Origin of the sequence: Clostridium cuniculi (assembly GCF_004353185.1) — a bacterium.
Classification (GTDB): domain Bacteria; phylum Bacillota; class Clostridia; order Clostridiales; family Clostridiaceae; genus Clostridium; species Clostridium cuniculi.
Window position 1 is genome coordinate 72,819 of record NZ_SMUS01000005.1, and the last position, 26,312, is coordinate 99,130.

General features: G+C 29.1%; 27 protein-coding genes. 3 read left to right on the forward strand and 24 right to left on the reverse strand.

Annotated elements, in window-relative coordinates:
• Positions 1 to 117: 117 nt before the first annotated feature.
• On the forward strand, positions 118 to 489 hold the full coding sequence (locus EJJ37_RS03415; protein ID WP_133014189.1) for a YraN family protein: 372 nt from the start codon (positions 118 to 120) through the stop codon (positions 487 to 489).
• A gap of 39 nt (positions 490 to 528) precedes the next feature.
• On the opposite strand, the gene EJJ37_RS03420 is transcribed toward EJJ37_RS03415, so the two are convergent.
• The 19 genes from EJJ37_RS03420 to pta all read right to left on the reverse strand — a co-directional run bounded on the left by EJJ37_RS03420 (position 529) and on the right by pta (position 18,124).
• Positions 529 to 1,350 (reverse strand): ribonuclease HII, encoded by an 822-nt coding sequence (locus EJJ37_RS03420; protein WP_133014190.1) that lies wholly within the window; start codon positions 1,348 to 1,350, stop codon positions 529 to 531.
• Positions 1,350 to 2,303 (reverse strand): ribosome biogenesis GTPase YlqF, encoded by a 954-nt coding sequence (ylqF, locus tag EJJ37_RS03425; protein ID WP_133014191.1) that lies wholly within the window; start codon positions 2,301 to 2,303, stop codon positions 1,350 to 1,352. The genes EJJ37_RS03420 and ylqF overlap by 1 nt, the downstream gene beginning before the upstream one ends.
• 184 nt (positions 2,304 to 2,487) lie before the next feature.
• On the reverse strand, positions 2,488 to 2,838 hold the full coding sequence (gene rplS, locus EJJ37_RS03430) for a 50S ribosomal protein L19 (protein WP_133014192.1): 351 nt from the start codon (positions 2,836 to 2,838) through the stop codon (positions 2,488 to 2,490).
• Positions 2,839 to 2,951: 113 nt separating this feature from the next.
• The gene (trmD, locus tag EJJ37_RS03435; RefSeq protein ID WP_133014193.1) at positions 2,952 to 3,665 is read right to left on the reverse strand and encodes a tRNA (guanosine(37)-N1)-methyltransferase TrmD; all 714 of its coding nucleotides are present in this window, start codon (positions 3,663 to 3,665) and stop codon (positions 2,952 to 2,954) included.
• Positions 3,655 to 4,152 (reverse strand): ribosome maturation factor RimM, encoded by a 498-nt coding sequence (rimM, locus tag EJJ37_RS03440; protein ID WP_133014194.1) that lies wholly within the window; start codon positions 4,150 to 4,152, stop codon positions 3,655 to 3,657. Before rimM ends, trmD begins: the two co-directional genes overlap by 11 nt.
• 169 nt (positions 4,153 to 4,321) lie before the next feature.
• Entirely contained in the window at positions 4,322 to 4,561 is a 240-nt protein-coding gene (locus EJJ37_RS03445) for a KH domain-containing protein (protein WP_133014195.1), read from the reverse strand.
• A 63-nt stretch (positions 4,562 to 4,624) separates the two neighbouring features.
• Positions 4,625 to 4,870, reverse strand: coding sequence for a 30S ribosomal protein S16 (gene rpsP / locus EJJ37_RS03450; protein ID WP_042396852.1), 246 nt, complete (start codon positions 4,868 to 4,870; stop codon positions 4,625 to 4,627).
• Positions 4,871 to 4,908: 38 nt separating this feature from the next.
• Positions 4,909 to 6,258 carry a signal recognition particle protein gene (gene ffh / locus EJJ37_RS03455; RefSeq protein WP_133014196.1) on the reverse strand — a complete coding sequence of 450 codons (1,350 nt, stop codon included), beginning with the start codon at positions 6,256 to 6,258 and terminating at the stop codon, positions 4,909 to 4,911.
• Positions 6,259 to 6,274: 16 nt separating this feature from the next.
• Positions 6,275 to 6,604 (reverse strand): putative DNA-binding protein, encoded by a 330-nt coding sequence (locus EJJ37_RS03460; protein WP_133014197.1) that lies wholly within the window; start codon positions 6,602 to 6,604, stop codon positions 6,275 to 6,277.
• A gap of 350 nt (positions 6,605 to 6,954) precedes the next feature.
• Positions 6,955 to 7,869 carry a signal recognition particle-docking protein FtsY gene (ftsY, locus tag EJJ37_RS03465; protein WP_133014198.1) on the reverse strand — a complete coding sequence of 305 codons (915 nt, stop codon included), beginning with the start codon at positions 7,867 to 7,869 and terminating at the stop codon, positions 6,955 to 6,957.
• Between the two features lie 11 nt (positions 7,870 to 7,880).
• A complete protein-coding gene (gene smc / locus EJJ37_RS03470; RefSeq protein ID WP_133014199.1) occupies positions 7,881 to 11,438 on the reverse strand; it encodes a chromosome segregation protein SMC in 3,558 nt (1,185 codons plus the stop codon).
• Positions 11,439 to 11,730: 292 nt separating this feature from the next.
• Positions 11,731 to 12,762 carry an elongator complex protein 3 gene (locus EJJ37_RS03475; protein ID WP_133014200.1) on the reverse strand — a complete coding sequence of 344 codons (1,032 nt, stop codon included), beginning with the start codon at positions 12,760 to 12,762 and terminating at the stop codon, positions 11,731 to 11,733.
• A complete protein-coding gene (rnc, locus tag EJJ37_RS03480; RefSeq protein WP_133014201.1) occupies positions 12,755 to 13,453 on the reverse strand; it encodes a ribonuclease III in 699 nt (232 codons plus the stop codon). Before rnc ends, EJJ37_RS03475 begins: the two co-directional genes overlap by 8 nt.
• Before the next feature lie 124 nt (positions 13,454 to 13,577).
• Positions 13,578 to 13,808: an acyl carrier protein gene (gene acpP / locus EJJ37_RS03485; protein WP_133014202.1), complete on the reverse strand. Its 231-nt coding sequence runs from the start codon at positions 13,806 to 13,808 to the stop codon at positions 13,578 to 13,580.
• 162 nt (positions 13,809 to 13,970) lie between these two features.
• Complete coding sequence (plsX, locus tag EJJ37_RS03490; RefSeq protein WP_133014203.1) at positions 13,971 to 14,972, reverse strand: phosphate acyltransferase PlsX; 1,002 nt, start codon at positions 14,970 to 14,972, stop codon at positions 13,971 to 13,973.
• Positions 14,973 to 15,028: 56 nt separating this feature from the next.
• Positions 15,029 to 15,214, reverse strand: coding sequence for a 50S ribosomal protein L32 (gene rpmF / locus EJJ37_RS03495; RefSeq protein WP_005213472.1), 186 nt, complete (start codon positions 15,212 to 15,214; stop codon positions 15,029 to 15,031).
• Between the two features lie 12 nt (positions 15,215 to 15,226).
• Positions 15,227 to 15,724 (reverse strand): YceD family protein, encoded by a 498-nt coding sequence (locus tag EJJ37_RS03500; protein WP_133014204.1) that lies wholly within the window; start codon positions 15,722 to 15,724, stop codon positions 15,227 to 15,229.
• Between the two features lie 161 nt (positions 15,725 to 15,885).
• Entirely contained in the window at positions 15,886 to 17,085 is a 1,200-nt protein-coding gene (locus EJJ37_RS03505; RefSeq protein ID WP_133014205.1) for an acetate kinase, read from the reverse strand.
• Positions 17,086 to 17,116: 31 nt separating this feature from the next.
• The gene (gene pta, locus EJJ37_RS03510; RefSeq protein ID WP_133014206.1) at positions 17,117 to 18,124 is read right to left on the reverse strand and encodes a phosphate acetyltransferase; all 1,008 of its coding nucleotides are present in this window, start codon (positions 18,122 to 18,124) and stop codon (positions 17,117 to 17,119) included.
• A gap of 230 nt (positions 18,125 to 18,354) precedes the next feature.
• Between pta and EJJ37_RS03515 the strand changes: the two genes are divergently transcribed.
• Positions 18,355 to 19,560 carry a nucleotidyltransferase gene (locus EJJ37_RS03515; RefSeq protein ID WP_133014207.1) on the forward strand — a complete coding sequence of 402 codons (1,206 nt, stop codon included), beginning with the start codon at positions 18,355 to 18,357 and terminating at the stop codon, positions 19,558 to 19,560.
• Positions 19,561 to 19,610: 50 nt separating this feature from the next.
• The gene (ylbJ, locus tag EJJ37_RS03520; RefSeq protein WP_133014208.1) at positions 19,611 to 20,783 is read left to right on the forward strand and encodes a sporulation integral membrane protein YlbJ; all 1,173 of its coding nucleotides are present in this window, start codon (positions 19,611 to 19,613) and stop codon (positions 20,781 to 20,783) included.
• On the opposite strand, the gene EJJ37_RS03525 is transcribed toward ylbJ, so the two are convergent.
• The 5 genes from EJJ37_RS03525 to EJJ37_RS03545 form a co-directional block, all read right to left on the reverse strand.
• Positions 20,769 to 21,305, reverse strand: coding sequence for an ATPase (locus EJJ37_RS03525; RefSeq protein ID WP_133014209.1), 537 nt, complete (start codon positions 21,303 to 21,305; stop codon positions 20,769 to 20,771). The two genes, ylbJ and EJJ37_RS03525, sit on opposite strands and share 15 nt — an antisense overlap.
• Positions 21,306 to 21,322: 17 nt before the next feature.
• On the reverse strand, positions 21,323 to 21,802 hold the full coding sequence (gene coaD, locus EJJ37_RS03530; protein ID WP_133014210.1) for a pantetheine-phosphate adenylyltransferase: 480 nt from the start codon (positions 21,800 to 21,802) through the stop codon (positions 21,323 to 21,325).
• A gap of 15 nt (positions 21,803 to 21,817) precedes the next feature.
• Positions 21,818 to 22,375, reverse strand: coding sequence for a 16S rRNA (guanine(966)-N(2))-methyltransferase RsmD (gene rsmD, locus EJJ37_RS03535; RefSeq protein ID WP_133014211.1), 558 nt, complete (start codon positions 22,373 to 22,375; stop codon positions 21,818 to 21,820).
• 149 nt (positions 22,376 to 22,524) lie between these two features.
• A complete protein-coding gene (gene recG / locus EJJ37_RS03540; protein ID WP_133014212.1) occupies positions 22,525 to 24,555 on the reverse strand; it encodes an ATP-dependent DNA helicase RecG in 2,031 nt (676 codons plus the stop codon).
• A 99-nt stretch (positions 24,556 to 24,654) separates the two neighbouring features.
• Positions 24,655 to 26,301, reverse strand: coding sequence for a DAK2 domain-containing protein (locus EJJ37_RS03545; RefSeq protein WP_133014213.1), 1,647 nt, complete (start codon positions 26,299 to 26,301; stop codon positions 24,655 to 24,657).
• Positions 26,302 to 26,312: the final 11 nt, after the last annotated feature.

Consider the following 26,312-nt stretch of genomic DNA (forward strand, 5'->3'; position numbering starts at 1 on the left):
TATCAATCCCTTCTTTTTTCCTTATTTACTTTTTCATTATTGACATGGATTTACTTCTTTAACCTAATCTGAATAAAAAAAATCATAAAGTCTATTATTATAACTAGAGGTGAAGATATGAAGAAGTATAATAAAGCAATTGGAAATTATGGTGAGACTCTCTCTCGTGATTTTCTTATTAATAATGGATATAATATATTAGATATGAATTATAGAAATAGATATGGCGAAATAGATATAATATGTAGAAAAAATAATCTTATAATTTTCTGCGAAGTAAAAAGTAGGTATACAAACTCCTTTGGAAATCCAATAGAATCCGTTACCTACTACAAACAAAAACAAATTATAAAATTATCTCAAATTTATTTATTATATAAAAGATATTATAATTACAATATTAGATATGATATTATTGAAGTTATTTTTAATAACAAAAATGCATCTTTTAAAATAAATCACATAAAAGATGCATTTAGATTATATTAATTAAAATTTGCTATTTATAAGCTTAAATTATCATAATTACTAGTTATTTGACAATATATTAGTTAGAAATGACATTCTATGTATTTCTGTAGGACCGTACTCTTTTATTCCTTCTATATGCTTTGTAGTTCCATAACCAACATTCTCCTCAAAACCATAATAAGGATATTTTTCAGCATATTCTTTCATTAAATTATCTCTATAAACTTTTGCTACTATAGATGCAGCTGCAATACAGGCAGACTTTGTATCTCCCTTAATTACAGATTTATTAGGAATTTGTATTCCCTTTACTGTATATCCATCAGATAATACTAAATCCGGCTTCACTTTTAAGCTATTACAAGCCTCTAAAAACACTTCATTATTACAAACACCTATTCCTCTTTCATCAATTTGCTTAGAATCACGAGAGGCTATATAATATGCTAATGCTTTTTCCTTTATTATAGATGCTAATTCTTCTCTTTTTCTTTCATTTAATTTTTTGGAATCATTAATCCATAAAATTAAATCTTCATCTATAACATTTAAATCTAATACTACTGCACATGATACGATAGGCCCTGCTAAAGGTCCTCTTCCAACTTCATCTACTCCTGCAATAATATTATAATTTTCAAATGATTTATCAAAGTTATACATATTTCTAACTCTTTTAATCTCATTTTCTATTTTTTCTTTAGCTTTTTGAAGCTTATCACCTAAATTATTAATATTTTTTCTTTTATCACTTTTTAATATATTTATAATTTCAATTAACTCTTTAGAATTATAAACTTCATTTATGTTTATTTCATCTACTTTTTCTTTAACAATTTTAAAGCTTAAACTGCTAATATCTGTAGTTAATATATCCATTATCTTTTTTCCTTTTTCTTTTCGTTTCTCTTTTCTTTTCTTATTCTTCTTTTTCTTTCTTTTTCAGTTTCTTCCTTAACTATAACTTCTTCTTCCTCAAAAACATCATCTGGACGTTCTAAAGAAATTTTACCAAGTTTTCCACCTCTAAATTCATCAATAAGCATAACAGCAATTCTATTGTAATTAATTTCATTACGTGCCATTATACACCCTCTTTTTCTAGCAATAGCATCAAGGTTATCTAATGGATTCTCTTGTATTTCTTCAATTCCAAATCTTTCTATTAATCTATCTGGATAATATTCCTGAAGTCTTTCAACTAGCTTATATGCTAATTCTTCTATATCCATTATTTCATCCTTAATAGCACCTGTAAATGCTAAATTTAAAGCTGTTCTTTCATCTTCGAATTTAGGCCATAATACTCCTGGAGTATCTAACATTTCCATATCAAAGGATGTTTTTATCCATTGCTTACTTTTTGTAACACCAGCTCTATCTCCAGTCTTAGCAATATTATTTCTTGCCATCTTATTTATAAATGTAGATTTACCACAGTTTGGAACACCAACTACCATTACTCTCATCATGAACTTAACTAAGCCCTTAGCTTTAGCTCTATCATGTTTTTCTTTTAACAACTCCAAAAGTGCTGGCTTTATTTGTTGTAATCCTTGACCCTTTAAACAATTAACTTCTAAAACTTTAACAGTTTCACTAGACAATGCATTTATCCACTCTTTAGTTACCTTAGGTTCTGTTAAATCACTTTTATTTAACAAAATTAATCGTGGCTTACCTGCACAAAGTTTATCTATATCTGGATTTGCAGAACTTCTAGGAATTCTAGCATCTCTAATTTCTATTACAGCATCAACAAGTTTTAAATTATCTTGTATTTCCCTTTTTGTTTTTTTCATATGCCCCGGGAACCAATTTATAGTAGCCATAATTCATCCTCCTTTTTAAATATGTATTATTTATTCTTAACAATTATTTTTATATGAAACAACTCTCCATAAATTCCAAGTTGTAAGTTCGATTGACTAAATTAAAATTTAGAATCTCACTTATATTATTGCAAACAAAAAGGGACTTAATACTAAGTCCCTTAATATCTTTATTAACTTTAAATTATCTAGTTAATAATTCCTTAACTTTAGCAGCCTTACCTACTCTATCTCTTAAGTAGAATAACTTAGCTCTTCTTACTTTACCTCTTCTTGTAACTTCCATCTTTTCGATGATTGGTGAGTTAACTGGGAAAGTTCTTTCAACTCCAACACCGTAAGCAACTCTTCTTACTGTGAAAGTTTCTCTTAAACCACCGTTTTGTCTCTTAATAACAGTACCTTCGAACATTTGGATTCTTTCTCTGTTACCTTCTTTAACTTTAACGTGTAATTTAACGTTATCCCCAACATTGAAGTTTGGTAAGTCATTTCTCATTTGTTCTGCTTCTATAGCTCTTAATATTTCGTTCATTGTGCATTCCCTCCTAAATTGATAATTGACGCTCTTAACAAATTCTTTGACAGCGGAACGCCCGTACTAGCACAAAAGTTATTGTAACATAAGTTTTTTTATATTTCAAGTTATTATTTTTTACTATTTAATAATTTTTTATCCTCTTTTGTAAGTATTATATCTTTATATAAATCCGGCCTTCTTTCCTTTGTTATCTCTAAAGATTGTAGCCTTCTCCATTTTCTTATATTTTCATGATGTCCAGATAATAATACTGCCGGTACACTTTCCCCTTCAAAAATTTCTGGTCTTGTATATTGAGGATATTCAAGTAACCCTTCTGAAAAAGATTCATCTTCATGGCTCTCAGATTTATTTAATACTCCTGGTACTAACCTTAAAATAGAATCAATTACAGGAATAGCCGCCATTTCCCCACCAGTCAATACAAAGTCTCCTAGAGAAATTTCCATATCAACTTCTTTAAAAGCTCTTTCATCTATACCTTCATAGTGTCCACAAAGAAAAATTAGATTTTCTTCTTTAGATAACTCTTCTGCCATTTTTTGATTAAAAGTTTTACCCTTTGGCCCTAAAAAAATTACTTTCCCATTATTCTTTTCTTTGCAAGCTCTTATAGAGTCTACAACCGGCTGTGCTGCCATTACCATACCAGCTCCACCGCCATAAGGATAATCATCAACCTTTTTATGCTTATTTAACGTATAATCTCTTATGTTTAAAGTATCAATTGATATTAATCCCTTTTCTTGTGCTTTCCCTATTATACTATGATTAAAAATATTAAACATCTCAGGAAATAGAGTTAGAATACTAATCTTCATCCATCCATTCTCCTACTGGTCTTATTGTAATTCTTCTTTCATCTATATTAATATCCACTACTATACTTTTTAATACAGGTATTAATAATTCTTTTGGCTTTCTTATCCAATATACATCATTATTTTTAGTTTGTATAACATCATAGATCTTCCCAAGTTCTTTTCCTTCAGTATCAAAAACTGTGCACTCTCTTAAATCTGCTAAGAAATAACAGTCTTCTTCAAGTTCAACTGCATTTTCTCTTTCTACTTCCATAAACTTTTCTTTAAGTCTTTCTGCATCTTCTATTTTATCTATACCTTTAAGCTTAACTATAACTCTATCTTTTTGATATTTACACTTTTCTATCTCAACTTCTTTACCTTCAATTAAAACATGCTCTAAATCATCAAATCTTCTCATATCATCTGTTAATGGAATAACCTTAACTTCACCTTTTAAACCATGAGTATTTACTATCTTACCTACTTTTAAATTTTTACTCACTAAATTCACCTCTTATGTTATGTTAGTTTAATTTTTTTCCTATATTATTTATATCAAACTTTTTATGTTTTAGCAAAATAATTATTACTTATCTCCAGATCAATTCCAATATATGTATTGACCCCAGAGGTACGCCGTTTTTTGTCGAAAAAAAAGAGTTAGGAAAATCCTAACTCTTTACATCGATAATTTCAACTACTACTTTTTGATTTTCGTTTAGTGCTGCGGCTTTTACTACGGTTCTAATAGCTTTCGCTACTCTACCTTGCTTACCGATTACCTTACCCATATCTTCAGGAGCAACCCTTAATTCAAGAACTAAGTCCTGCTCTCCTTGAATTTCATTTACATGAACTTCATTTGGATTATCCACTAGGGATTTAGCAATTATTTCAACTAAATCTTTCATAAGAGTCTGCAAATACTATGTACTAATTTGTATATGTATTTTGCAGAGTTCACCTCCCAAAAATTACTTGTTAAGTCCTACTGTGTTGAATAGTCTCTTAACTACGTCTGTAGGTTGTGCACCATTGTTTATCCATTTTGTAGCTTTTTCTTCATCGATTTTGATTTCAGCTGGTTCAGTTATTGGATTGTAGTACCCGATTTCTTCGATGAATCTTCCATCTCTTGGGCTTCTAGAATCAGCAACAACAACTCTGTAGAAAGGAGCTTTTTTAGCACCCATTCTTCTTAATCTGATTTTTACTGCCATTAATTTCACCTCCTTTAAAGGGTTATATATATAAACTCTTAAAAAGGTAATTTACCAAATAGACCTTTCTTGGACTTTTTAGTCAATGATTTCATTTGCTTCATTTGCTTTCTCATCATTTCATGTCCTTTTATGAGTTTGTTAACTTCTTGTAATGATGTACCAGAACCATTAGCTATTCTCTTCTTTCTTGAAGAAGATCCAACTATAAGTTTTGGATTTTTTCTCTCCTTAGGAGTCATTGAATGAATTATTGCCTTTACTCTTGCTAATTGTTTTTCACCAGCATCAAAGTCAATTTCCTTCATCTCCTTAGGTACTCCTGGTATCATGTCTATGATTTTACTTAAAGATCCTAACTTTTTCATTTGCTCCATAGCTGTTAAGTAGTCATCATAAGTAAAGTCATTTTCCATCATCTTTTGACCTAACTCTTTAGCTTCTTTTTCATCAATTGCTTCTTGAGCTTTTTCGATTAATGAAAGTACATCACCCATACCTAGAATTCTACTAGCCATTCTATCTGGATGGAATACTTCAAAATCATTCATCTTTTCCCCAACACCAATAAATTTAATTGGTTTTTGAGTCATATGTCTAATTGATAAAGCAGCTCCACCTCTTGTATCTCCATCAAGTTTTGTTAATATAACTCCTGAGATATCAAGTGCTTCATTAAATGTTTCTGCAACATTTACAGCATCTTGTCCTGTCATTGAGTCAACAACAAGTAAGATTTCTGAAGGATTAACTTCAGCCTTTACATCTTTAAGTTCAGTCATTAGCTCTTCATCTATATGAAGTCTACCAGCTGTATCTATAATTACAACATTATTTCCGTTTTCCCTACCGTATTTTATACCTTCTTTGGCAATTTGTACAGGGCTAATTTTATCACCCATTTGGAAAACTGGAATGTCAATTTGCTTTCCTACAACCTCTAATTGTTTAATTGCTGCTGGTCTATATATATCGCAGGCAACTAATAAAGGTTTTTTATTTTTATCTTTTCTTAATTGTAGTGCAAGTTTACCAGCCATTGTGGTTTTACCAGCTCCTTGAAGTCCAACTAACATAATAACAGTTGGTCCAACACTAGAGAAGTTGATTTTACTTTCACTACCTCCCATAAGATCTGTAAGCTCATCATTAACAATCTTGATGACTTGCTGAGCAGGTGTTAAGCTTTCTAAAACTTCACTACCAACACATTTTTCACTAACATTCTTAACAAAAGTTTTTACAACTTTAAAGTTAACGTCAGCTTCTAATAACGCAAGCTTTACTTCTCTCATGGCTTCTTTAATATCTTTTTCGCCTAATTTACCTTTGCCTCTAAGTTTCTTAAACGTTTCTTGTAACTTATCGGCTAAACCTTCAAAAGCCATGTTAACCCTCCTATGCCTATAAATTTTCTAGAGTTTCTTTATAATTTATGTAGTCCTCATCCATCAAAGAATATTTCTCATTAACTTCATCCAGGAATTTTGAAATCTTCTTTTCTTTTTCTAAAGACTTTTCAAGTAAATTTAATTTACTTTCATAGGCTAGAAATTGTTTGTAGCATCTTTTTATTAGGTCATGAATCGCTTGGCGACTCGTATTGTTTAATTCAGCAATCTCAGCTAAGGATAAATCCTCATTGTAATATAGCTCCATGATACTCTTTTGTTTTTCCGTAAGTAATGGACCATAATAATCCATTAACAAGGAAATCTCAACTCTATCTTCCATGCATATCACCTTACCCACATCTGAGATTCTAACAGAATAATAATTAGGTGTCAAGTATTTTTACTTAACACTTTTAAATTATTTTTTACTCCCTAAATTTAAGGTGCTAAACTCTTACTATTCCTATTAAGTTTTAATATATCACTTGGGTATCTATAGATATTTTAATGACTAATATAAATTTTCGCAACAAATTTTTTAATTAATATTTATAAATTTTATAAGTTATTACAATTTATTTTTATTACTTAAAAGTTAATAGTTAAGAACTAAATTTAATATATACCTAATTTACAATATATATTTTTTTATAAACAACAACTCTCTCATTCCTAACTATTAACTACTAACTAAAATAACGCTTCTACAAAGCTTTCTGCATCAAACTCTTGTAAATCATCGATACCTTCTCCTACACCTATATATTTAACCGGTATCTTAAGAGTATTCTTAATAGAAATTACAACTCCACCTTTAGCTGTTCCGTCAAGTTTAGTTAATACTATACCATCAATAGGACAAACCTCCATAAATTGCTTAGCTTGAATTACTGCATTTTGTCCAGTAGTTCCATCTAATACTAATAATGTTTGCTTATTGGCATCACTAAGCTCTCTATCTATTACTCTATTAATCTTTCCTAATTCATCCATTAAATTTTTCTTGTTGTGTAATCTACCTGCTGTATCACAAATAAGTAAGTCTACACCTCTTGACTTTGAAGCATTAATTGCATCAAATACAACTGCTGCTGGATCTGACCCTTCTTCATGTTTAACTATATCAACCTTTGCCCTTTCACTCCAAACAACTAATTGATCTATAGCTCCAGCTCTAAATGTATCTGCAGCTGCTAGTAAAACTTTTTTCCCTTTTTCTTTATTCATAGCGGCTAATTTACCTATGCTTGTAGTTTTTCCAACTCCATTTACACCTATTACTAAAATAACTTCTTTTCCACTCTTTTCTTCATGGCTTTCTTCAGTATCATCTATCATCATTTCAGCAATTACACTTTTTAAAGCCGGTCTAACTAATTCAACATCATTGATTTTTTCTTTTCTAATCTTATCTTTTAATCTTTCAATTATCTCCATTGTAGTATCCATACCTATATCAGCCATAATAAGTATTTCTTCTAACTCTTCATATAAATCTTCATCAATTGTTACTGCTAAATTTAAAGCCTCATTTATTTTATCAGTTAATGCATTTCTTGTTTTTGTTAATCCACTCTTAAGATTATTAAATAATTTACCAAACATATTACTACCTCCTAATTCTCCGACAAGTCTACTGATACTACTTTAGATATCCCCTTTTCTTCCATGGTTATACCATACATTACATCACTAGCTTCCATTGTTCCTTTTCTATGTGTTATTACTATAAATTGAATGTTTTCTGAGAAAGACTTTAAAAACTCTGCATACCTATAAACATTAGCATCATCTAGAGCCGCCTCTATTTCATCAAGTATACAGAATGGAGTTGGTTTCATTTTCAATATTGCAAATAATAAGGCAATTGCAGATAAAACCTTCTCTCCCCCAGACATTAGGTTTATATTTTGAAGTTTCTTACCTGGTGGTTCAACATTTATTATTATATTAGAACTTAAAACATCATCTCCACCTAAAATAAGCTCTGCACTTCCTCCCTTAAACAACTCTTTAAAGGTTTCTCCAAAGTTTTCATTTAATATTTTAAAATTCTCTTTAAACAACTCTTGCATTTGAACAGTCATTTCATTTATAACTTCAATAAGCTCTTCTTTAGCTTTTTGTAAATCTAATTCTTGTGATGACATAAACTCATATTTTTCACATACTTCGTCATACTCTACTATTGCAGATAAATTTACAGTTCCTAAAGCTGCTATTTTTGATTTTAATATAGAAATTTCATCTTTAAGTGTATTTATATTTTCAACACTAATAGCTATCTCCTTAGCTTCAGCAAGAGTTAAATTTAATTCACTATTTAATCTATTATAAAGAGCCTCTTGCTCACTTTCTATTTTAGCATGTTGTATTGCTCTTTTGTTTAATTCATTTTCTTCAACTCTTATTATTTCTATTATCTCACTAGTTATGCTTTCCTTAGCTTTATGACTTTCTTTAAGTTCAACCTTAACAACTTCATCTTCTCTAAAGGAATTCTCTAGCTCTAAAACTCTTTTTTCTATTTCTCTTAATATACTTTCTTTATTTCCAATACTTTCTGATAAAGAATTAATATTATTATGTTTAATAGAAATTTCATTTTGTAAATGCTTTATCTTATTTTCTTTTTCTCTTATCTCTAAATTCTTAGAAGACAATTGCATTCTTTGCCCTTGAAGACTTTCCTCTAAAGTTGCACTATTAACCTTTAAGTTAACTAACTTTTCTTTTAAAGAATCTCTTTCTTTATTATTGCTAACAAGTTCTTCTTCAATTAGTTTAACTTTCTCTTTTCTCTCTGCACTTTTAACATCTAATTTATTAAGTTCTTCTTTTTTATTTTCTAATTTTTCTAGTAATAATTTAATTATATTATTATTTTCTTCTTTTTGTCTTTTAGAGTTTTCAATATTTTTGCTTAACTTATCTCCATCATTTACGAGATTTTTTATTTCACCTTCTAATACTGTTAACTCTATATTTTTACCATGAATCTCTTCTCTCTTATTTAATATCTCCTCATCTAATTGCTTTATTTTTAGCTTTATTTCATTAAATTTAGAGACTTCATTATTATACTCTTCTTTTAGTTTTAATATATTTTGAGCTAATTCTTCAATTTCTCTTTTTCTCCCTAAAAGGTTAGCATTTTTACCTTGGATACTACCTCCAGTTAAGGCCCCTCCAGGATTAATTACTTCACCAGTTAAAGTTACTATTTTATAATTATGTCTACCAATTTTTGATATATCAAGTGCGCAATCCATATTTTCTGCAATTATAGTTCTACCTAAATTATATTCTATGACACCTTTATATCTTACATCATATTTTAAAATTTCTGAAGCAATTCCAATATAACCATTAGCACTTTTAATATTATTAGGTAAATCTAATTTCTTTCCTCTAATAATATTTAAAGGTAAAAATGTAGCTCTACCTAACCCTCTACTTTTTAAGTATGAAATTAAGTTTTTAGCATCAGTATCATTAACTGTTATTACATTTGATATTGATCCTCCTAAAGCTATTTCAATAGCTACTTCATATTTCTTTTCAACTTCAAAAATTTCACCTAATACTTTTATGTCCTTTATTCCTTGAACCCTACCCTTTTCAACATGGTCCATTAAGTTCTTGACAGTTCTATTATATCCTTCATAATGCTTTTCTAAATTTTCTAAAGTATTATGAGTAGCCTCTGATTCATTAATTTTTTTTGATAACATTTTAAGCTTATTATCTTGATTATTTAAAATAGAATGTGTTTTAGATAATTCTCTTCTTACTGATACTACTTCCTCTTCTAACTTAGAAATATTATTCTTTGTATTTATCAGTTTTAGCTTAACTTCATCTATAGTTCCTATATTAATAGCTAAATTTCCTTCTAAAGTAACTATTGATTTATCTAAATTTTCTAATATCTCATTTTTATCATTTATTTCTTTTTGCAAAATTTGAATTCTATTATTAATATCAGAATTTTTCGATATAATTTCAAACTCATTATTTTTTAAAATATTAAGTTCTTTTTCTATTTTATTAATCTTTATGCTTATCTCATCAATTAATTTCTCTACACTTCTAATTTCAGAGCCTTTATCTTTACTCTCTTTACTTTTTTCATTTAACTTCTCTTCTAACTCTTTCTTTTCTAAGATAACTTTTTCTAAATTATCTCTTAAAATCTCTATTTCCTTTTCTTCTTTCTCAATTAACTCTTTAAAGTTATTAACTCTTTCTTTAAAAAGTTCAATATCTCTTATATGATTAGTAGCCTCTTCTTTTTTTGTATAATACTCTTCTTTTTCTAACTTATTTTTCTTTTCTATATTTTCTATTTTTCTTTGTAATTCATCTAGAACGTTTTTATGAGATTTAAGCTTCTCTCTTTTCTCATCTATTGACTCTTGCCTTTTTTCAATTTCATTTGATAAACCATCTATATCTCTTGAAACTCTATCAATATGATTAACTAATATAGAAACTTCCTTAACATTTAATTCTTCTGCTAAAGCTTTATACTTTACTGCCTTTTCTTTCTCTATTCTTAATGGCTCAAGTCTTTCTTCATAAGTTGCTATTATATCTCTAATTCTAACTAAATTACTATCGGTATTATCCAATCTCTTTTCAGCTTCTTCTTTTCTAGACTTATATTTAACAATTCCAGCTGCTTCTTCTAATAAAGCTCTTCTTTCTTCTGGCTTACCACTTAATATTGCATCAATTTTACCTTGTCCAATTATAGAATATCCTTCTTTACCTATACCTGTATCCATAAATAATTCAGTAATATCCTTTAATCTACATTTTTGATTATTAATTAAATACTCTGTCTCACCAGATCTAAATATCCTTCTAGTTACTGTTACTTCATTATAATCCGTTGATAATGTTCCATCTGAGTTATCTAAAGTAAGAGATACTTGTGCAAGTCCTAAAGGCTTTCTAAATTGTGTTCCTGCAAAAATAACATCTTCCATTTTACCTCCTCTAAGATTTTTGACGCTTTGTTCTCCAAGCACCCATCTTACCGAGTCAGAAACGTTACTTTTTCCGCTACCATTAGGTCCAACAACTGCAGTTACTCCTTTTTTAAACCTCAATTCAGTTTTATCTGCAAAAGATTTAAACCCACGTATCTCAAGCGACCTTAAAAACATAAATACACTCCTTATCTTTTATATAAAAGCTGGTAATAAACTTATTAAAAATACTATAAGCATAAAAATAGTAATTCCATACATCATTTTTTCTCTTGTCTTTGCTTTCATAATAACTCACACTCCATTCTTTTTTTAGTTTATAGCAAAGCTAAAGAAATATCAATAAAACAATGACAAGATTCAAAGCTCATAAACAAGAATATTATTTATCTTGATATCTACCCTTTGCCCCTTGTCACCTAATTTTATATCTTTATTCTTTTAAATACTAAAGTTTAAATTGCCACAATTATATTTTAAATTCTTCTCTCTTCTCAATAACTGTTAGCTTAATTCTTCCCTTTTTCACTTTATTATTAGTATTAACATATACCTTACCATCTCTATTGTCTAAAAACCTTTTAAAATACTGCTTTTTATTGGTATATAATTTACTAATATCTTTTTCATTAATTTCCACTATAATGTCCTTTTCTTTGGGACATTTTTTATCTAAAGTTTCACAAATCAAGTGTCCTTCCACTAACTCTCTGAAAGCTGGATGGAAAGGTCCATCTACTATATCTTTTCCCGTAGTAATAGTATCTGTTGGTTGTAACCCAATTCTAATTACTTTAATTTTGGCCTCATTATATAATTTAAGCATTTCACCACTAATATATACAGCTTCATCTAAAGAATATGGAACATACTCTCCTCTATTATACATATCCTCCATAGGTGTATCCTTAATAACTAATGATGGATATATTCTACATATATCTGGTTTCATTTCAATTGATTTTTTAGTAGTTTCTATATCAATCTCAAAGCTATCACCTGGCAATCCTGGCATTATTTGATGACCTAAAGTAAATCCAGCTTCTTTAATAAGCTTAGATGCAACTATTACATCATTAACACTATGTCCTCTACCAGCTTTTCTTAAAACTTCATCATCTAATGATTGAACTCCAAGTTCTATTATATCAACTTCATATTCTTTTAAATATCCTAAAATGTAAGGTAATATAGCATCCGGACGTGTTGATAATCTTATTTTATGTATTAACCCCTTCTGCTTATACTCTCTAGCAACTTCTAATAATTCCTTTTGCTTATTAACATCAATTGCTGTAAATGTTCCACCAAAGAATGATACTTCTATAGTAGCTCCCTTACTATTTATAGTCTGTAAATATTCATCTATAATTTTCCTAACATCATTAGCAAAAACTTCTTCATATTTTCCAGCTATTCTATCTTGATTACAAAAAACACATTGATGTGGGCAACCTTGATGAGAAATAAAAACAGGAATTATATAATAATTCTTACTCATTCTTATCCTCCAAAACCTTTAAAGCTGCTTTTGCTGCATTTTGCTCTGATTCTTTCTTACTATAACCTTCCCCGCAAGTTAACTCATTATTATCAATTATAAGTTTAGTATAGAATTTTCTTCTATGAGGAGGTCCTTCAAACTTAATAAGTTCATAAACTATAGATATCTCCCCATTCTTTTGAAGATATTCTTGCAATCTAGTTTTATAATCTAATATTATATCATTATTTATTGCACGTTTTATTATATCCTCAAATCTACCTATAATATAATCTTTTGTAAACTCTAATCCTTTATCTAAGTATATAGCAGCTATTAAAGCTTCCACAGCATCAGCTATTAAAGATACTCTTTCTCTTCCTCCAGTTAGCTCTTCACCTTTACTCATTCTTAATAAGTAACCTAAGTTTAAAGATTTTCCTATTTCATATAAAGAATTTTCACAAACAATTAAACTACGTATCTTAGTTAATTCCCCTTCGCTTTTTTCTTTATAATTTAAAAATAAATATTCAGTAATACATACTTGAAGAATAGCATCTCCTAAAAATTCAAATCTTTCATTATACTCTTCATCTCTATGTTGATTAGCATAAGATGAATGAGTTAAAGCTGTAAGTAATAATTTAGGTTCATTAAACTTAATACCTATTATATCTTCAGCTTCTTTCTGATAGAAATTATTCATTATTTACACTCCTTCAAGTTTATTCTTCAACTTGCTTATATAAACAAATTCAAGAATAAACTATTTCGATTTTTAATTAAAGTATTTTATAAATAAAATCCCGCAAATACTGCGGGATTTTATTTTATTCCTCAACATGTGACTTTACAAATTTAACTACATCACCAACAGTTACAAAGTTTTCTGCATCTTCGTCTGGAATTTCCATATCTAACTCATCTTCTAAAGCCATTATAAGTTCAACTATATCTAAAGAATCTGCATTTAAGTCTTCTAAAAATGCTGAATCCATAGTTATTTCGTCTTCATTAATGCTTAGCTTATCAGCAATGATTTCTCTAATCTTTTCAAACATTCTTTCACCTCCTAAACACACCCATTTAGATAATATTATATATTTTTGTTGCCGTCAATATACATTATTATATTTATTATGAAAACAATTAATAAAATAAAAAATTTAATTTGCCTTAATATATAATAAAAATATATTAAAACTTATAAGTAACTTAAAACACTAAGCTTTTAGCTCTAATTCTTCCTTAATTTTCTCTAAAACTTTGCTATCATAAAACTGTTTACTTTGTCTTATTGCATTTTTGAAGGCCTTTCCATCAGAGCTTCCATGGGCTTTAATGCAAATTCCATCAACACCTAAGAAAGGTGCACCACCATATTCTTTATAATCGAACTTTTTCTTTATACTTTTAAATACAGGTTTTAATAAAAGGGCTCCAACCTTTGCCTTAACACCAGTAGAAAGAATTTCATCTTTAATTATATTTAAAAGAGTAGATGCTGTTCCTTCGTACATTTTTAAAATTGTGTTACCTGCAAACCCATCGCAAACAAGAACATTAGTATCCCCTGAAGTAACATCTCTAGGTTCTACATTACCTATAAAGTTAAGTCCTTCTTCATTTTTTAGTAGTTGGTATGTATTTTTAGTTAATTCATTACCTTTCTCTTCTTCAGCGCCAATATTAACTAACCCAATACTAGGATTCTCTACTTTTAATACACCTTTATAATATTCTCTCCCCATATGGGCAAATTGAACTAAATACTCTGGCTTACAATCTACATTAGCCCCTGCATCTACAATCATAAATGGTGCATTTTTACCTGGCATGATAGGAGTTAATGCTGGTCTCTTAACACCTTTGATTCTTCCAACAATAAAATTACATCCTGCTAAAAAGGCTCCTGTACTTCCAGCAGATAAAACTGCATCACACTTTTTTTCCTTAACTAGGTTTAAAGCTTTACACAGGCTTGAATCTTTCTTTTTTCTTATAGCCATAACTGGATGCTCATTAGTTGATATAACTTCTTTAGCATCTATTATAGTTATTTTATCACCTGTATAATTTTCTTTCTTTAATTGCTCTTTTATTACATCTTCCGGGCCTGTTATATAAAATTCTATATCTTTAAATTCATTAAGAGCTTGCACTACCCCATTAACAACTGCTTGTGGTGCATTATCTCCACCCATACCATCTATAGCAATCCTCATTTCTTTCACCCCTTATTTCTTTATATATAAAGAAAAGAAAGTCATAAGACTTTCTTTTATTCTTCAGTTGAAGCAACTACTTCTTTACCTTTGTAGAATCCACAGTTCTTGCAAACTCTGTGAGCCATCTTCATTTCGTGGCATTGTGGACATTCAACTATTCCTGGTAAGCTTAACTTAAAAGTTTGAGCTCTTCTAGAATCTCTTTTTGCTCTATATGTCTTTCTAGCTGGATTTCCCATTATTACACCTCCTTATTCCCCAAACAACTCTCTAAGCTTTGCAAGCCTAACATCAACATCATAATCTAAACAACTACAATTTTCAACATTTTTATTTGCACCGCACTGAGAACATAATCCCTTACAGTCTTCCTTGCAAAGTCTTTTGATAGGTAAGGTTGAAATAATACTATTTTCAGTAATCTCGGTAATATCTAGTGTATCACCATCTACAAACATAATTTCCTCACTGTCAAGTTCCTTATTGTTTGTAAACCTTTCTTCTATATCAATATCTATTGGATAGATAAAGGTATCTAAGCATCTAGAACAATTTAGTTTTAACTTAGTTTTTATAGAAGCATTTATTACTATAACATCATTTTCTGATATTGCAACCCCTTCTACATAAACTTTTTCAACTGCTCTAATTTCTTCTCCTTCGAATTCAAATGGTTCTAACTCGAATGATAAAGATATTTGTTTTTTTCTGTTATTTTTAGATAGCAAATCTGAAAAATTAATTACCATATCTTAAGCTCTGGGCACACTTATTATACTTACATAGTATATTATACACTAAAGTATAGCTTGAGCCAAAGCAATATTTCACTCCTCGCTAAAATTTACTGAATTCAAACACAATTTATTATATAAAGGTCGACATTAAAAGTCAAGCTTTATTATACAAATTACTTTTGTATTAATTCTAAAGTATCTCTAGCAATCATTAACTCTTCGTTAGTTGGTATAACAAAAGCTTTAACTTTGCATCCTGGCTTAGATATTTCTCTTACCTTTCCTCTAACATTATTAGCTTCTCTATCTATTTCTACTCCTAAGAATTCTAATCCTTTTAAGCATTCTTCTCTAGTTTCTGGTCCATTTTCTCCTACACCAGCAGTAAATACTATAGCATCTACTCCACCCATTATAGCAGCATATGATCCGATTGTAGCTCTTACTTTGTATTCAAATACTTTAAGTGCTAATATCGCTCTTGGATCTTTATCTTTGAAAGCACCATCTTCGATATCTCTGAAATCTGAACTTATTCCTGATACTCCAAGAACACCTGACTTTTTATTCATTAAGTCATTAACTTCATCAACTGATAACCCTTCTTCTTTCATTAAGAATGTAACTATAGCAGGATCTATGTTACCACATCTTGTTCCCATTGCAACACCTTCAAGTGGAGTGAATCCCATTGAAGTATCAACAGATACACCATTTTTAACAGCACATAAACTTGCACCATTTCCTAAATGACAAGTGATTATCTTTAAATCTTTAATATCCCTTCCCATAACTTCAGCAACTTTTTGTGAAACATACTTATGTGAAGTTCCGTGGAATCCATATTTTCTTATTCCGTGTTTCTTATATAATTCATATGGTAAGGCATAGATATATGCTTCTTCTGGCATAGTTCCATGGAAAGCAGTATCAAATACAGCTACCATTGGTGTATTTGGCATTAACTCTTCACAAGCATTAATTCCTATCATGTTTGCTGGGTTGTGAAGTGGAGCTAATTTAAAGCATTCTTCTATATATGACTTAACCTCCGCATCAATTATAACAGACTTATTGTACTTTTCTCCACCGTGTACAACTCTATGTCCTACTGCTGAAATTTCATCCATTGAAGAAATAACACCGTTTTTCTCATCAACTAAAGCTTCTAAAACTAGCTTTATTGCATCTTTGTGGTCTGCCATTGGTTGCTTTACTATATATTTGTCTCTACCTTCAACTTTTTGAGTTAAAACAGAACCTTCAATTCCTATTCTTTCAACTAATCCTTGTGCTAGTGATTCTTCTGTTGTCATATCGATTAATTGATACTTAAGTGAAGAACTTCCACAGTTTATAACTAATACTTTCATTTTTGAACACCTCTTAAATTGTTTAATTTTACTATTTTGCATTTTGTGCTTGTGCTTGCACTGCAGTTAATACTACAACATTAACGATATCTTCTGAGTTACATCCTCTTGATAAATCATTAATTGGTTTTGCAAATCCTTGACACATTGGTCCTATAGCTTCTGCTCCTGCAAATCTTTGAACTAATTTGTATCCAATATTACCTGCTTGTAAGTCTGGGAATATTAATACATTTGCTTTACCAGCAACTTTACTATTTGGTGCTTTTTGAGCTGCAACACTTTCTACTATAGCTGCATCTAATTGCAATTCACCATCTATTAATAAATCTGGTCTTAATTCTTTTGCAAGTTCTGTTGCTTTTCTAACCTTATCAACCATTTCATGATCAGCACTTCCCATTGTTGAAAATGATAACATCGCAACTCTTGGCTCTATTTTGCAAAGGTTACGTGCTGTATCAGCAGTTGCAATTGCAATAGCTGCTAATTGTTCATAATTTGGATTTGGATTAACAGCACAATCTGAGAATAATAACATTCCATTTTCTCCATACTTAGATCCTGGTACCATCATGATAAAGAAACTTGATACAACAGATACTCCTGGTGCAGTTTTAATAATTTGTAAACCAGGTCTTAATAAATCTCCAGTTGTGTGAACAGCACCTGATACCATTCCATCAGCATCATCTAATTTAACCATCATTGTTCCAAAGTATAATGGATCTCTAACGATTTTGTCAGCCTTCTCTAAAGTCATACCTTTATTTTTTCTTGACTCATAAAATGCATTTATATAATCTTGAAGTCTATCTGATTTTTCTGGATTTATTATTTCAACACCAGTTAAATCAACTCCAAGTTCTTTAGCTTTCTCTAATATTTTTTCTTCGTTCCCTACTAGGATTGGAAAAGCTAATCCTAACTTTTGAATTTTTTCAGTAGCAATGATAGTTCTTTCTTCATCACCTTCAGGTAAAACTATTCTTTGCTTATTTTCCTTAGCCGCATTCCATAATTTATCCATAAGTTCCATGTTTAATTTCCCCTTTCGATTCTGTACGGTCTCATCTTCATTATTACTATACTCCTATGACTATATATTTTTCAATACCTAAATTACCAAAAAAATTAATTCTTTATATTATAAATTTTCTGAATTTTACTATATATTTAATGTTATATAATATAAATATTATATAAAGTCTTTCACATTTCCTCCTCTATGCTATAATATTTTTATATTTCCCAAAAAGGAGTTTAAATATGAATGTAACAGGAATAATTACTGAATATAATCCATTTCACAATGGACACCTTTATCATTTAAGTGAAGCAAAGAAAAATACTAATGCTGATGCTATCATTTGTGTAATGAGTGGTAACTTTGTTCAAAGAGGTGGTCCTGCAATAATTGATAAATGGAAAAGAGCTGAAATGGCTTTAAATAATGGGGTTGATTTAATTATCGAACTTCCAACATACTACGCAGTTTCATCTGCTGAATTTTTCGCAAAAGGCTCTGTATCAATACTTCATCACCTTGGTGTGGTTAACAACTTATTTTTTGGTTCAGAGTGTGGAGATGTAGCTAAATTAACTACACTTTCTAGAACTTTAGTCAATGAAGATTCAAAATTAAAATTTCTCATAAAGGAACACTTAGCTAAAGGTGATACATTTGCAAAAGCTCGTGAAAAAAGCTTAATTGAATACTTAAAAGACGAAGATATAAACAAGATAATAACTTCATCAAATAATATTTTAGGTATCGAATACATAAAGTCTATTCTTAGACTAAACAGCAATATTACTCCTTCTACACTTAAGCGAGAAGGCTCTAATTACAACGATAAAAATCTTTCTAATTCTTTTTCATCTGCTACAGCAATTAGAGAACTATTAAAAAATAAAAATCCTTTAGAAAAATTAAAAAATATAATTCCAGAAGAATCTTTTGAAATATTTAGTAAATTGCAAGATGAAGATTACCCCTTTGTCTTTGATGAAGATATGTTTAAATTTATTAGATATAAAATCCAAACAAACTGTATAAATTTTAACAATCTTTACGAAATAACTGAAGGTCTAGAAAATAAATTAATAAAAGAATTAACTTCATCAAATTCTTATGAAGATTTTATTTTAAAAGTAAAAAGCAAGAGATATACATACAGTAAAATTTCAAGAATTTTAACTCATATATATATTGGACTTGATTCTAATAATTTTCTAAATATAGATAATCCAAATAACCTTTACGCAAGAGTTTTAGGATTTAATAAAACAGGTAGAGAGGTTCTTTCATTAATAAAAGCAAACTCTTCTATTCCACTTATTACTAAAGTACCACGTTTTACCGATAATCCTTTATTAAAACTTGATATACAAGCTACAGCAGCTTACTCAAACTTAAATCATAAAATAAATCCTAATAGCGATTATCTTATAAGTCCAATAATAAAATATTAATAATACCTTATGTATACCGCATATAAATACTATAGATGGGAGGGACTGCCATGTATAGTATTATTTTTTTATTGATAATCATATTTTTTCTACTGTTGCTATTATTCAAACTTTTTAACAAAAATCAAAATTATTTTATGTGTATTTTAATAACTGGATTTATTTTTATTTTTGTATATAATCTAGAAAGTTGTATAGATGCTGCATTAATTGGAGTAAACCTAGTTGTAAAAACAATTATTCCAACAATTTTTCCATTTTCGGTAATATGTAACCTTTTAATTTCATACGACGGAGTTGGCTTATATTCAAAAATATTAGGTCCAATTCTTTGTAAGCCTCTTAAGCTTTCAAAATCCTCTTCATTCCCTATAGTTGCTAGCTTTTTAAGCGGTTATCCTCTTGGCTGTAAATATTGTTGTGATCTTTATTCCCTAGGATACATAGACAGAAAAGAATTTGAAAGACTTTTAAATATAGCTAGTAACGCTAGCCCTATGTTTATAATAGGATCAATTGGAGCTACAATGTTAGGTGATATAAAATTAGGTTTTATTTTACTTATTGGTAATTATTTGTCTTCAATTATTGTAGGTATTTTAACAATGAATCATACTAAAACTTCATCAGTTATGAAAGAATTACCTAAAAATAACAGCAATATGAACTTTGGTTCCGCTTTAAAATCAGCTTTGGATAATGGAATTAACACCACTTTACAAGTAGGTGCCTTTGTAGTTTTATTTTCTATAATTATAAGTATAATAAAAAACAATACTTATATAAGCATTGTTTTTTATAATATAGAAGAATTTTTAAACCTTCCTAAATATTCAATTTATGGACTATTCTTGGGTAGTGTTGAATTTACTAATGGTTGTAAACTTATAACCACTTTACCTCTAACACTTCCATTTAAATTAGCTATAATAAGCTTTATTTGTTCTTTTTCTGGTTTATCAGTAATAGCTCAAATAAGTTCATTCGTCTATAAATATGATATTTCCATAGCAAAATATAGCTTTATAAAGTTTATCCAAGGGGTAATAAGTTTCAGTATAACTTTTATCATAAGCAGTATTTTCTCACTACAATATACAGCTTATACATCCACTACTACTATTGATAATTACAATATTTCAATAATAATTTCATTATCTCTATCACTTTTACTAATAGGAACTTTAATAATTTCACTCTTTAAAAAATTACATCGTTCTTAATTCAGCTATATTTTCTTTAATTATTGTTCCTGTTTGCGTTAAATTATCATCTATTTCTTTTGCTACTTTTTCAAAAGATTCTTGCATAGATTTAATTAATTGCGCTTTTTGTTTTTCTATTTCAACATCTAACTGCATTAAAATCTCATTTGAGTATTCTCTAGAACCTATTCTAATGGCTTTAGCATCTCTTTGTGCTAGAGCTATTATTTCACTTGCTCTCATTTTAGCTTCTCTAACAAGATCATGAGTTTCAACATTTTGCTTCATTATTTCAACTGTTTCTTTTTTAACATTATCAAATTCCCTTTGAGCTTCTTTAAGAATTCTATCCTTTTCATTAACAACCCATTGAGCTTTTTTAAACTGATCTGGCAAATAATTAATTATTTGGTCTATCACTTCGTTAAATTCTTTCTTATCAATAATTGTCTTTCCCGTTATAGGCATTTTAGGTGAACTTTCCACCATATCTTGCAGATACTCTAACAATTCAATAACATTCAATTCTACCTTTTCCAAAATATCCCCCCTAGGTTTTATCCTTTAATCTTTTTAATAACATCATCAATTATTTCATCGGGAACTAATCCTTTAATATCTCCTCCAAATTTAGCAACTTGCTTAACTGATGAAGAACTTAAAAAAGAATTAGCTGCTGATGTAGTCATAAATAGTGTCTCAACTTCTGCGTCCAATTGTGAATTCATTAATGCCATTTGAAATTCATACTCAAAGTCTGATACAGCTCTTAATCCTTTTAATATTACTCTTGCATTATTTTTTTTAGCCAAATCTACTAAAAGCCCATTAAAACTAACAACCTCAACATTTTCTAAATGGGAAGTCACTCTTTTTATAAGCTCTACTCTCTCTTCAATAGAAAATAATCCTACCTTATCAATATTGACTAAAACACCAACTATAAGCTTATCAAAAACCTTTGACCCTCTTGTAATTATATCTAAATGTCCATTAGTTACAGGATCAAAGCTACCTGGATAAATTGCAACTCTCATAATTTTCTCCCTAAGTTATTCTCCTATATATTTATAGTAACAAACAGTTGTGTTACCATATTTTTTGCTTTTAAATAGCTTTATATCTTCATATCCCTCATAAATTTCTTCTATTGAATCTATCTTAGTTACTATTATACCATCTTCGGCTAACATATTATTTTCCTTAACAATTTTAATTGCTTCCGGAATCATTTCTTTACAATAAGGTGGATCTATAAAAATAACATCCATAACCTTACCTTTCTTAGCTAAATTTCTAAGAACTTCATATGAATCCATATTTAAAGGAAAACAAAAATCTTCAAATTTCAAGTTTTTTATATTTTCTTTTAATAAAGGAAAAGTTACAGCACTCTTATCAACTAAATATACTTCCTTAGCTCCTCTACTTGCTGCTTCTAATCCCAGACTACCTGTTCCAGCAAATACATCAATTACTACTGCATCTAATAAATAATTTTGTATTGTACTAAACATAGCTTCTTTAACTCTATCTAAAGTAGGTCTAGTTTCCATAGTTGCTGGAGGTATTAACTTACGTCCTCTTGCTTTTCCTGCTATAATCCTCATTTAATTTCCTCCTTTGTCATTAACATTATAATTCTAACATATAATTAATTTATTAACAATTTTTTTTATTATTTTTATAGTTGAAATTCGCTCTTCTCTTAATTCATATAAGCAAATTTATTTAACCAATACAAAATTTAGAAATTTACTTAATTAAAACAAATATATTTACTCCATCGTTCTAAGGAATTTTTTACTTCATTACAAAACTTAACTTTTTCTTCTTCATCTGAATCTAACAATATTTTTGCTTCACTTTTAGCACATCTTAATATGTTCATATCATCATATATATTAGCTAAAATGAATTCTTCATCTCCACTTTGCCTTCTTCCGAACATTTCTCCTGATCCTCTTAATTTTAAATCTTCTTCAGATATATAAAATCCATCAGTTGAACTAGTCATAATTTCCATTCTTTTTTTAGTATTTTCAGTTTTTGCTTTAGCAATTAATATACAGTAAGATTCATAACTTCCTCTTCCAACTCTTCCCCTTAACTGATGTAATTGTGCTAAACCAAATCTTTCTGCATTTTCGATTATCATAACAGATGCATTAGGAACATTAACCCCAACCTCTATTACAGTAGTTGAAATTATAGCCTTTGTTTCATTGTTTTTAAATCTATTTATAATTTCATCTTTTTCCTTAGGTTTCATTTTTCCATGTAAAATTTCTATAGGTATCCCTCTAAATACACCATCACTTAATTCATTATATAACTTTTCAACAGAATTTAGCTTCATATCCTCATCTTCTTCAATAAGTGGACATACTATATAAACTTGACGCCCTTTATCTATCTCCTCTAAAGCTAAATCATAAGCAGAAAATCTTTCACTTTCATTAAAAAATCTTGTATCAACGGGTTTTCTTCCTGGAGGTAATTGATCTATAGCTGATATATCTAAATCCGAATATACATACAATGCTAAAGTTCTTGGAATGGGAGTTGCTGTCATTACCATAACATCTGGACGTCTTCCTTTATTTATAAGTCTACTTCTTTGTTCTACTCCAAACCTATGCTGCTCATCAGTAATAACTAATCCTAAATTCTTAAAATCTACATCTTCTTGGATTAAAGCATGAGTTCCTATTACTATTACAGGTTCCTCTGTAGTAATAAGCTCTTTTATACGTCTCTTCTCCTTTAAAGATGTACTTCCTGTTAATAACTCAATATGTATATTAAAAGGCTCTAGCAATTTCTTAGCCTCTAAATAGTGTTGATTTGCTAATATTTCAGTAGGAACCATCAAAGTTGCTTGATATCCATTTTTAATAACATTAAACATAGCAATTAGCGCAACTACAGTTTTTCCACTTCCAACATCACCTTGAACTAATCTGTTCATTGGCCATGGACTTTTTTGATCTCTTAAGATTTCTCTTACCACTCTTGTTTGTGCATCTGTTAAACTATAGGGCAATGCAGCCTTTAAATCTTTTAATTCTTCTACTAATTTAAACTCTATTCCATTCTTAGTTCTTAGATTCTTTTTAAGCATTAATAATTTCATAGAGTATGTAAATAACTCTTGAAACTTTAATCTATTTATAGCTAATTCAAGTTCTCTTCTCCCTGTTGGAAAATGAATATTTTTTATAGCAAAATCTAAGTTAGTCATTTTATATTTTTCTAATAAATATTTCGGTAAATTATCTTTTATAGTTATTTGCTCCAAACAATTACCTATAAGTTTTATTAATATTTTATCTGTTAAATCTCCTTTTAAACTATATTTAGGAACTATTTCATTTTCCTTAGCTAGTTTAACTCCTATTATAGGATTAATAACCTCAAGCCTATTTGTAACTCTTTTAAATTTCCCCATTAAATCATAACTTTGCCCAACTTTAAATGTATTTTTTATAAAACCTTGATTAAACCATTTACCTAGTACTAAATTTCCTAAATAATTAAATCTTATAGTTGTTAATGTTTTTCCAGTCTTAGTTCTAACATCTCTATCTATACCAACACATACGCAAGTTAATACCTGCTTATCCTCTTCATCTATTTCATTAAAAGGAATATTACTTCTTAAAAATTCATAATCTCTTGGAAAATATAAAAGTAAATCTAAAACAGTAAATATTCCACATCTATTTAACTTTTCTAATAATTTTGGTCCAACACCCTTTAGATATTTTACATCTTGTGATATATCCATATTACTTCTCCTAATCTTTAAATAATAAATATAATTTTATAATATTCCCTCTAAAAAATAAAGCACAAGAAATTAACTTTCTTGTGCTCTTAAAAACAATTATTCTACAGCCATTATAAAGTAGTATAAAGGTTGATCTCCTTTGTAGAATTGAACATCACAGTCTTCATACTTTTCTTCTAATTTTTCTGTAAATTCTTCTATTTTACTTTCATCTACATCTTTACCATAGAATATAGTTATAAGTTCACTATCTTCATCGATCATAGATTCTAAAACTTCTTCTGCTACTTCGAAGTAATCTTCTCCAACCTTATTGATTTTTCCTTCAATAAGTCCAAGCATATTACCTTCCTTAATTTCTATTCCATCCATTTCAGTATCTCTAACTGCATAAGTTACAGAGCCTGTCTTAACAAGTTCTAATGCCTCCATTAAAGCAGCTTCATTTTCATCAACTTCATGCTCTGCATTAAACATAGTTATACAAGTAATACCTTGTGGAATACTCTTAGTTGGTATAACTCTAACATCTTTATCAGATATTTCAGCTGCTTGCGTAGCTGCCATAATTATATTCTTATTATTAGGTAAAATGAATATGTGATCCGCATTTAATTTAGATATACATTCCATCATATCTTGAGTTGATGGATTCATTGTTTGACCACCTTCAATTACATAGTCAACACCTAAATCTTTAAGAACATGAGTTATTCCTTCTCCCATTGCTACTGAAATAAATGCATATTTCTTCTTTTCCATAACTACTTCAGTTTCAACTTCTTCAGAATTAGTTTTAGCATACTCTTCTTTTGACATTAGAACTTCTCTATGTTCTTCTCTCATATTATCTATTTTAATTTTAGATAATTCACCTACAGCTACTGCTTTAGATAATACTAATCCTGGATCATTAGTATGAATATGTACTTTTATTACATCATCATACCCAACAACAATCATAGAGTCACCAAGAGGCTCGATTTCATCTTGGAATGCCTTAGCTTTAGATGCATCTCCTAATATTATAAATTCTGTACAGTATCCAAATTTAATATCTATATCTTCTATAGCTTGAGCACTTGCTCCTGCTGAACCTTTAGCAGATATATCTTTTATCTCTGCTTTTATTCCATCTTTTAATGCATCATACATTCCTTGTAAGATGATATATAATCCCATACCACCTGAATCTACAACCTTAGCCTTTTTAAGTGCTGGTAAAAGATCTGGAGTTTTATCTAACATTACCTTTGCTTCAACTACTATTTCACTTAATAGTTCCACTATATCAGTTTTATTACTTTTTACAGCAGCTTCTGAAGCAGCTCTAATAACTGAAAGTATAGTACCTTCTGTTGGTTTCATTACCGCTTTGTAAGCAGCTTTGCTTCCTTCTACAAAAGCATTAGCAAATTCTACACTATCAACACTTGTTTTTCCTTCTAATCCTTTAGAAATACCTCTAAGTATTTGAGATAAGATAACACCTGAGTTACCTCTTGCTCCCATTAAAGCACCTTTTGCTAATTTCTTTGAAGTTTCTCCAATTGATTCTGAGTTTAAATTTTCTATTTCTTTTACAGCAGCCTTAAAAGTCATAGACATATTAGTTCCTGTATCTCCATCTGGCACAGGAAAAACATTTAACGCGTTAACGAAATCACTTTCCTCCAATAATCTATTGCTAGCATTAACAACCATATTGTAAAAATCATGGCCGTTTATTCTGTCATATCTCATCCTGTTACCTC

What these genes read in the sequence shown, in the direction of transcription:
- recG (WP_133014212.1), bottom strand. Translation starts at nt 24,555, where the DNA reads ATGGATATATCACAAGATGTAAAATATCTAAAGGGTGTTGGACCAAAA.
- rnc (WP_133014201.1), bottom strand. Translation starts at nt 13,453, where the DNA reads ATGAATAATTTCTATCAGAAAGAAGCTGAAGATATAATAGGTATTAAG.
- EJJ37_RS03500 (WP_133014204.1), bottom strand. Translation starts at nt 15,724, where the DNA reads ATGGTAATTAATTTTTCAGATTTGCTATCTAAAAATAACAGAAAAAAA.
- plsX (WP_133014203.1), bottom strand. Translation starts at nt 14,972, where the DNA reads ATGAGGATTGCTATAGATGGTATGGGTGGAGATAATGCACCACAAGCA.
- EJJ37_RS03445 (WP_133014195.1), bottom strand. Translation starts at nt 4,561, where the DNA reads ATGAAAGATTTAGTTGAAATAATTGCTAAATCCCTAGTGGATAATCCA.
- EJJ37_RS03415 (WP_133014189.1), top strand. Translation starts at nt 118, where the DNA reads ATGAAGAAGTATAATAAAGCAATTGGAAATTATGGTGAGACTCTCTCT.
- rplS (WP_133014192.1), bottom strand. Translation starts at nt 2,838, where the DNA reads ATGAACGAAATATTAAGAGCTATAGAAGCAGAACAAATGAGAAATGAC.
- pta (WP_133014206.1), bottom strand. Translation starts at nt 18,124, where the DNA reads ATGGAACTTATGGATAAATTATGGAATGCGGCTAAGGAAAATAAGCAA.
- EJJ37_RS03505 (WP_133014205.1), bottom strand. Translation starts at nt 17,085, where the DNA reads ATGAAAGTATTAGTTATAAACTGTGGAAGTTCTTCACTTAAGTATCAA.
- rpsP (WP_042396852.1), bottom strand. Translation starts at nt 4,870, where the DNA reads ATGGCAGTAAAAATCAGATTAAGAAGAATGGGTGCTAAAAAAGCTCCT.
- EJJ37_RS03460 (WP_133014197.1), bottom strand. Translation starts at nt 6,604, where the DNA reads ATGGAAGATAGAGTTGAGATTTCCTTGTTAATGGATTATTATGGTCCA.
- coaD (WP_133014210.1), bottom strand. Translation starts at nt 21,802, where the DNA reads ATGAGAGTTGCAATTTATCCAGGTAGCTTTGATCCTGTAACTAATGGA.
- rpmF (WP_005213472.1), bottom strand. Translation starts at nt 15,214, where the DNA reads ATGGGAAATCCAGCTAGAAAGACATATAGAGCAAAAAGAGATTCTAGA.
- rsmD (WP_133014211.1), bottom strand. Translation starts at nt 22,375, where the DNA reads ATGAGGATTATAGCAGGAAAAGCAAGAGGACGTAAGTTAATACCTCCA.
- EJJ37_RS03475 (WP_133014200.1), bottom strand. Translation starts at nt 12,762, where the DNA reads ATGAGTAAGAATTATTATATAATTCCTGTTTTTATTTCTCATCAAGGT.
- smc (WP_133014199.1), bottom strand. Translation starts at nt 11,438, where the DNA reads ATGTTTTTAAGGTCGCTTGAGATACGTGGGTTTAAATCTTTTGCAGAT.
- ffh (WP_133014196.1), bottom strand. Translation starts at nt 6,258, where the DNA reads ATGGCTTTTGAAGGTTTAGCCGATAAGTTACAAGAAACGTTTAAGAAA.
- acpP (WP_133014202.1), bottom strand. Translation starts at nt 13,808, where the DNA reads ATGTTTGAAAAGATTAGAGAAATCATTGCTGATAAGCTAAGCATTAAT.
- EJJ37_RS03545 (WP_133014213.1), bottom strand. Translation starts at nt 26,301, where the DNA reads ATGAGATATGACAGAATAAACGGCCATGATTTTTACAATATGGTTGTT.
- EJJ37_RS03420 (WP_133014190.1), bottom strand. Translation starts at nt 1,350, where the DNA reads ATGGATATATTAACTACAGATATTAGCAGTTTAAGCTTTAAAATTGTT.
- EJJ37_RS03515 (WP_133014207.1), top strand. Translation starts at nt 18,355, where the DNA reads ATGAATGTAACAGGAATAATTACTGAATATAATCCATTTCACAATGGA.
- ylqF (WP_133014191.1), bottom strand. Translation starts at nt 2,303, where the DNA reads ATGGCTACTATAAATTGGTTCCCGGGGCATATGAAAAAAACAAAAAGG.
- trmD (WP_133014193.1), bottom strand. Translation starts at nt 3,665, where the DNA reads ATGAAGATTAGTATTCTAACTCTATTTCCTGAGATGTTTAATATTTTT.
- ftsY (WP_133014198.1), bottom strand. Translation starts at nt 7,869, where the DNA reads ATGTTTGGTAAATTATTTAATAATCTTAAGAGTGGATTAACAAAAACA.
- ylbJ (WP_133014208.1), top strand. Translation starts at nt 19,611, where the DNA reads ATGTATAGTATTATTTTTTTATTGATAATCATATTTTTTCTACTGTTG.